The 4912-nt window shown below is 72.8% G+C and carries 9 protein-coding genes and 1 pseudogene; 5 read left to right on the plus strand and 5 right to left on the minus strand.

The annotated features are described in order from the left end of the window. Positions 1 to 109: 109 nt before the first annotated feature. Genes C2142_RS39000 through C2142_RS39005 form a run of 3 tightly spaced genes read right to left on the minus strand, consistent with a single transcriptional unit; the run spans position 110 to position 842 of the window. Complete coding sequence (locus C2142_RS39000) at positions 110 to 400, minus strand: hypothetical protein (protein ID WP_148647492.1); 291 nt, start codon at positions 398 to 400, stop codon at positions 110 to 112. A 22-nt stretch (positions 401 to 422) separates the two neighbouring features. Further along, entirely contained in the window at positions 423 to 557 is a 135-nt protein-coding gene (locus C2142_RS41895; protein ID WP_277347314.1) for a hypothetical protein, read from the minus strand. A gap of 36 nt (positions 558 to 593) precedes the next feature. Beyond that, complete coding sequence (locus C2142_RS39005; protein WP_194235878.1) at positions 594 to 842, minus strand: hypothetical protein; 249 nt, start codon at positions 840 to 842, stop codon at positions 594 to 596. A gap of 38 nt (positions 843 to 880) precedes the next feature. On the opposite strand from C2142_RS39005, the gene C2142_RS39010 reads away from it, so the two are divergent. Beyond that, complete coding sequence (locus tag C2142_RS39010; RefSeq protein WP_153882872.1) at positions 881 to 1021, plus strand: hypothetical protein; 141 nt, start codon at positions 881 to 883, stop codon at positions 1019 to 1021. Between the two features lie 92 nt (positions 1022 to 1113). Here C2142_RS39010 and C2142_RS39015 read toward each other — a convergent pair whose 3' ends face one another. Beyond that, positions 1114 to 1950, minus strand: a complete 837-nt coding sequence (locus C2142_RS39015) for a LysR substrate-binding domain-containing protein (RefSeq protein ID WP_148647528.1) — start codon at positions 1948 to 1950, stop codon at positions 1114 to 1116. Between the two features lie 96 nt (positions 1951 to 2046). On the opposite strand from C2142_RS39015, the gene C2142_RS39020 reads away from it, so the two are divergent. From C2142_RS39020 to C2142_RS39035, 4 genes and pseudogenes are all read left to right on the plus strand, one after another. After that, positions 2047 to 2565 (plus strand): cupin domain-containing protein, encoded by a 519-nt coding sequence (locus tag C2142_RS39020; RefSeq protein WP_174315831.1) that lies wholly within the window; start codon positions 2047 to 2049, stop codon positions 2563 to 2565. Positions 2566 to 2768: 203 nt separating this feature from the next. Next, entirely contained in the window at positions 2769 to 3128 is a 360-nt protein-coding gene (locus tag C2142_RS39025; protein WP_148647494.1) for a DoxX family protein, read from the plus strand. Between the two features lie 183 nt (positions 3129 to 3311). After that, positions 3312 to 3730, plus strand: a pseudogene (locus C2142_RS39030) (FAD-dependent monooxygenase); the annotation flags it as partial. Between the two features lie 77 nt (positions 3731 to 3807). Then, positions 3808 to 4119 carry a hypothetical protein gene (locus C2142_RS39035; RefSeq protein ID WP_148647495.1) on the plus strand — a complete coding sequence of 104 codons (312 nt, stop codon included), beginning with the start codon at positions 3808 to 3810 and terminating at the stop codon, positions 4117 to 4119. A gap of 182 nt (positions 4120 to 4301) precedes the next feature. On the opposite strand, the gene C2142_RS39040 is transcribed toward C2142_RS39035, so the two are convergent. After that, positions 4302 to 4787 (minus strand): DUF1801 domain-containing protein, encoded by a 486-nt coding sequence (locus tag C2142_RS39040; RefSeq protein ID WP_148647496.1) that lies wholly within the window; start codon positions 4785 to 4787, stop codon positions 4302 to 4304. Positions 4788 to 4912: the final 125 nt, after the last annotated feature.

The following is a 4912-nucleotide window of genomic DNA, read 5'->3' on the forward strand; positions in this document are numbered from 1 at the left end:
ACACTGCCGACACACCACGCCCGCCCGCCCGCCCGCCGGTCACGATGACTGACGAACCGGCCCCGGCCGCCGCGCAGGCGGACCGGGGCCGAAAGGGCACCGCCGGACGTCAGGGTGCTGCCGCCGTCTGTCGGTCGGCGGCCCGGGCGTCGACGAACGTGGCGTACTCCATCGAGCGGTCGACCAGAGCCAGGTCCATGTCCCCGACGGTGAAGCGGCTGGTGAAGTAGCTGCCCGCGAGGCCGCGCGGGGCGCGGCCAGTGACGGACAGCCGGCACGAACCGGCATGCCGGGGGCTGCGGGCCTGGTGCTCGGTGCCCGGAGTGTTCTCGTACAGGAACCGGACCTCCGCGACCCCCGAGCCGTCCGTGAACACGGTCCTGCCGGACTTCGCGGCCATGGCGCCCGGTGGTGGGCAGGTGTCATCTGCCCGGGCTGCCGAGGCCGAGCGCGAGGATCTCCGCATGGACCGCAGCGGCTTCGGCGCCGGTGAGCAACGCGATCTCCTCACCCTGATCCACGCCCAGGCCGCCGAGCCGGTCGCCCCCGGCGGCCACAGTCCTGCTGTCAGTCGCGCCTGGCTCAAGGCCGACCTAGCGGCGGCTGACGCGCGCACCCGCCTCGCCGCCCAGGTCCGCCGCCTCGAACAGCGCCTCAGCCAAGCGCTCGGCGAGCAGGTCCGGCGACAGGCGGGCACAGCGGCAGGGCGTCCGGTGTACAGGGAAGGGGGTGCGCGGGACCCGGCCAACGGAGACGTCGGAGCGCACCGGCAGGCCGGTCATGCGCCCGTGGGACGGCCCCGCACCGTTTGCGCTCTTGCCCTCCGCCTTTCCGGCAGCCACGCTCGGATTCACGTCAGACTCGACACCCGGGGGCCCAGTTGGACGACATCGACCACCGGAACCGGCGAGGCGCCCTCGGCTGCTTCGTCCTTGCCGTCCTCGTCGTCGCCGCCGTCATCGCCTTCGTCGTCTGGGCCTGGAACCAGCCCGGCGGGGACACCCCCAGCTACTGGCACTGACCCCTCCACGCCCCCGCCCCGGGCCCTCGGGAGGCGGCCCCCGGGGCCGCCGCGAATCGTTCACGAGCCGCGGCGGCACCGGTCGCCGGTGCTCAGTGACGGTAGGCGGCTGTCGCGATCTCGATGAAGGACCGGATCAGCGGGTTGGTGTCCCCTTCGTTCCACACCGCCACCACCCGGCTCGGCGGCATGTCGGTCAGCGGCACCAGGGCCAGCTCCGCGGGCAGGTCGTGTCCGAGCGGGGCCAGGCCGACCGTGCCGTTCCACAGGACGGCCTGCAGGCATTCCTGGACGGCGCGCACCACTGGGCCCTCGCGCGGCCTGCCGCCGTTCCAGTAGGACTGCCAGAGGGGGTCGGTACCCGGCGGGAACTGGAACCAGCGACGGTCGCTCAGCTCGGCCAGCCGCAGTCCGTCGCGGCGGGCCAGCGGATCGTCGGCCCGCAGGACCACGCCGACCGGATCGGTCCGCAGCGCACGCACCGTCAGGGCGGTCTCGTCGAACGGCGCCCGGGTCAGGGCGACGTCGACCAGTCCGGCGCGCAGCCCGCATGTCGGGTCGGTCAGATCGGTGTCACGGATGCGGATGTCGATGCCGGGGTGGGTCCGGCGGTAGGCGGCGGCCAGCCTGGACACCCCCGGGTCGGTGCCGTCGCCCAGGATGCCGATGGTGATGGTCGCGATGCCGGCTGCCGCGCTCACGCGGACACGGACGCGGTCGGCATGGTCGAGCAGGGCCCGCGCCTCGTCGAGCAGCACCGCGCCCACCGCAGTGAGCGTGACGCCGGCGGGCGAGCGGGCGAACAGCAGGGCCCCGACATCGGCCTCCAACTGCTTGATCGCCCGGCTCAGCGGCGGCTGGCTCATGTGCAGTCGGGTGGCGGCCCGGCCGAAGTGGAGTTCCTCGGCGACCGCCACGAAGTAGCGCAAGGTCCGTAGCTCCACGCTGCAACGATACCCACGAGGTATCGGCGCCGCGGGATGGGTCTTGGACACCGGCGGGCCCCCGGCGGTGCACTCGTGAGCATGACCGAAGAAGCGAAGACCGGGCAGCCGCAGATCGGCCCCGCCGTATCGGTGGTGGGTCCCGGCGACGGCGAGACGATCGTTCTGGGCACCACGCGCATGCGCGTGCTGGAGGACGGCAGCCACACCGGGCACCGCCTCGCGATCGCCGAGTCCGTCCTCGCCCCGCACACCCAGGGACCGCCCCAGCACCGCCATGCCCGACACGACGAGGGCTTCTACATCCTCTCCGGCACCGTGCGGTTCACCGTCGGGGACGAGGAGCACGACGCCACCACGGGCACGCTCGTGATGGTTCCGCCCGGTACCCCGCACACCTTCGCCAACCTGAGCGACCAACCCGCCGTCATGCTCAGCACCTTCACCCCCGACCTGTACGTGCAGTACTTCCGGGACCTCCAGGAAGCGCTCGCCGGCGGCCGGCCGCTGACGCCGCAGGCCAACATCGACACGATGAGCCGCTACGCGACCGAGCCCGCGACCGACCTCGCGACCGATCCCGCCACCGACCCCGCCTGAGGCCGGCGGCACGGCACGGCTCGGCCACCCGCCTTTCGGCCGGCAGGGCGGTGGCGCTGCCGCCTCTGGGCGTCCGGATCCCCCGGACGAGGACTGACCGGGCCTTCACCGGCGCTCTTCCGGCAATCGACGCAACCGACGCAACCGACGCAACCGACGCAATCAACGGGTCCCCGTGAACCGGTGGCCCATGAACGGGAACCATGAACATCGCCTACTGGATCACCGCGGGACTGCTCGCGCTCTTCTACTTCTACGCAGGCACGCTGAAGGTGATCCGCAGCCGCGATCAGCTCCGGCCGATGATGGCCTGGGTCGACCGCATGCCCTTGCCCGCCCTCAGGGCCCTGGGGACGGTCGAGATACTCGGCGCGACCGGCCTGGTCCTGCCGCCGCTGACCGGCATCGCTCCCTCCCTGGCGCCGGCCGCGGCCATCGGCTTCGTACTCCTGCAGACCGGCGCGATCGCCGTCCACCTGACGGGCGAGGACCGCCGGATCGCGCTCAACGCCGGACTGACCGCCACCGCGGCCGTGACCGTCTGGCTGGCCGTCAGGCTGTGATCGGGCACAGTCCCCAACCGGCGGATGCGACGACAGGGCCGGCCGCCCTCCGGCCGCCGTCGTTTCAGGTTCCGGCTCAACCGTCTTCCGTGGTGCAGGGGCCGTAGGGGCCGGCGCCCGACCACGGGCAGTCCGCCGGCCTGCCCGTTCACCCCCTCGTCATCCCGATTCCGAGGAGTCACCATGCACACCCCCGCCGTGATCATCGGCGCCGGACTCGGCGGCCTCACGCTGGCCCGCGTCCTGCACGTTCACGGAATCGCGGTCACGGTCCACGAGGCCGAGTCCTCCCCGACGGAGCGCCTGCAGGGCGGGCTGCTCGACATCCACGACTCAACGGGCAACTCGCCCTGGAGACGGCGGGCCTGATGGATGAGTTCCACGCCATCGCCGTCGAAGGACGCCAGACGATGCGGCTCGTCGACCAGGACGGGACCGTTCTGCTCGACAAGGCCGACGACGGCACGGGCGGCCGCCCCGAGGTGCAGCGCGGCGAGCTGCGCCGGATCCTGCTCGACTCGCTCCCGGCCGGCACCGTCCGGTGGGGGCACAAGGCCGGCGGCGCCCGTGCCCTCGGCAACGGCCGCCACGAGGTGGCCTTCGGCAGGGTGTCCGTGGCCGTTCCGATCGAGGACGTCCAGCGAGCCGTCGCACCGGGAACGCGCGGGCAGGTTTCGCAGTGACCTTCCACGGCGAGGTGCCGACCCCCGAGCAGTACGACGCCGCCCGGTTCTTCGTCCTGGCCAGAGAGCGCACGGCAGGGCAACTGCTCCTGGACGGCGAGCACGAGGTCGTCTCCGTCTTCGGCTCCTGGTCGAGCCTGATGACGAAGAGCCTCGTCCGGACCAGGCTGGCCATGGACCGCGGCGACCTTGCCGCGGCGGCTCGCGCCTGGGCCGTGGTTCTTGAGGGGATCTCGTGGTGGGCGTTCACCCCCGACTTTCCCGAGGTGCTGCGGGAGGCCGGTGTCGCTGCCAGCCGCTGGGACTGACCGGCCCGCCGGTTGCCACGGCTCTCGCGCCGGTTGCCAGGGATCCTCCGCCGGCGGGCAGGCCGATGCGGACGATCCCGTCCGGCAGGACACCGGCAATCCGCCGGGGCCGGCTGGCAGAACCGTGCGCACGGGCAACCCGGCTCGGTCGCTTTCGCCGCCGGTTCCGCCCCCGGCCGGCCTCAGCCCATCGCCTTCTTGACGAGCGCGCTGATGCGCTCTTCGTCGGCCGCGGTCAGCTCCCTCACGGCGTAGGAGGTCGGCCACATGGCGCCGTCGTCGAGTGCCGCCTGGTCGCTGAAGCCGAGCGTGGCGTACCTCGACTTGAACTTCTCCGCGCTCTGGAAGTGGCAGACGACCTTGCCGTCCCTGGCGTAAGCGGGCATCCCGTACCAGAGCTTGGGCGCGAGGTCCGGAGCGGCGGTCCTGACGATCTCGTGGATCCGCTCGGCGAGGACGCGGTCCGCCTCCGGCATCTCGGCGATCTTCGCGAGCACGTCCCGCTCCACCGCCGCCTCCTTCTCCGCCCGGGACAACCCCCGCCGCGCCGCCGTCTTCTTCTCCTCGTGTGCGTGCTCCTTCATCGCGGCCCGCTCCTCGGCGGTGAATCCGTTGTACTGCTCGGTGGTCGTACCGGAGACCTCGGCGGGCGACTTCGTGGACGGCATGACAGGTTTCCTCTCGTGCAGGGTCAGGCGGGCGGGAGCGGGGGCCGGGGGTGGGGGCCGGGAGCGCGGGGGCGGGGGTGGGGGCCGGGGTCAGGACGGCGTGGCGGCGGGCGGCGCGGCGGCCT

It is taken from the genome of Streptomyces sp. CB01881 (genome assembly GCF_002953255.1).
Lineage (GTDB): Bacteria > Actinomycetota > Actinomycetes > Streptomycetales > Streptomycetaceae > Kitasatospora.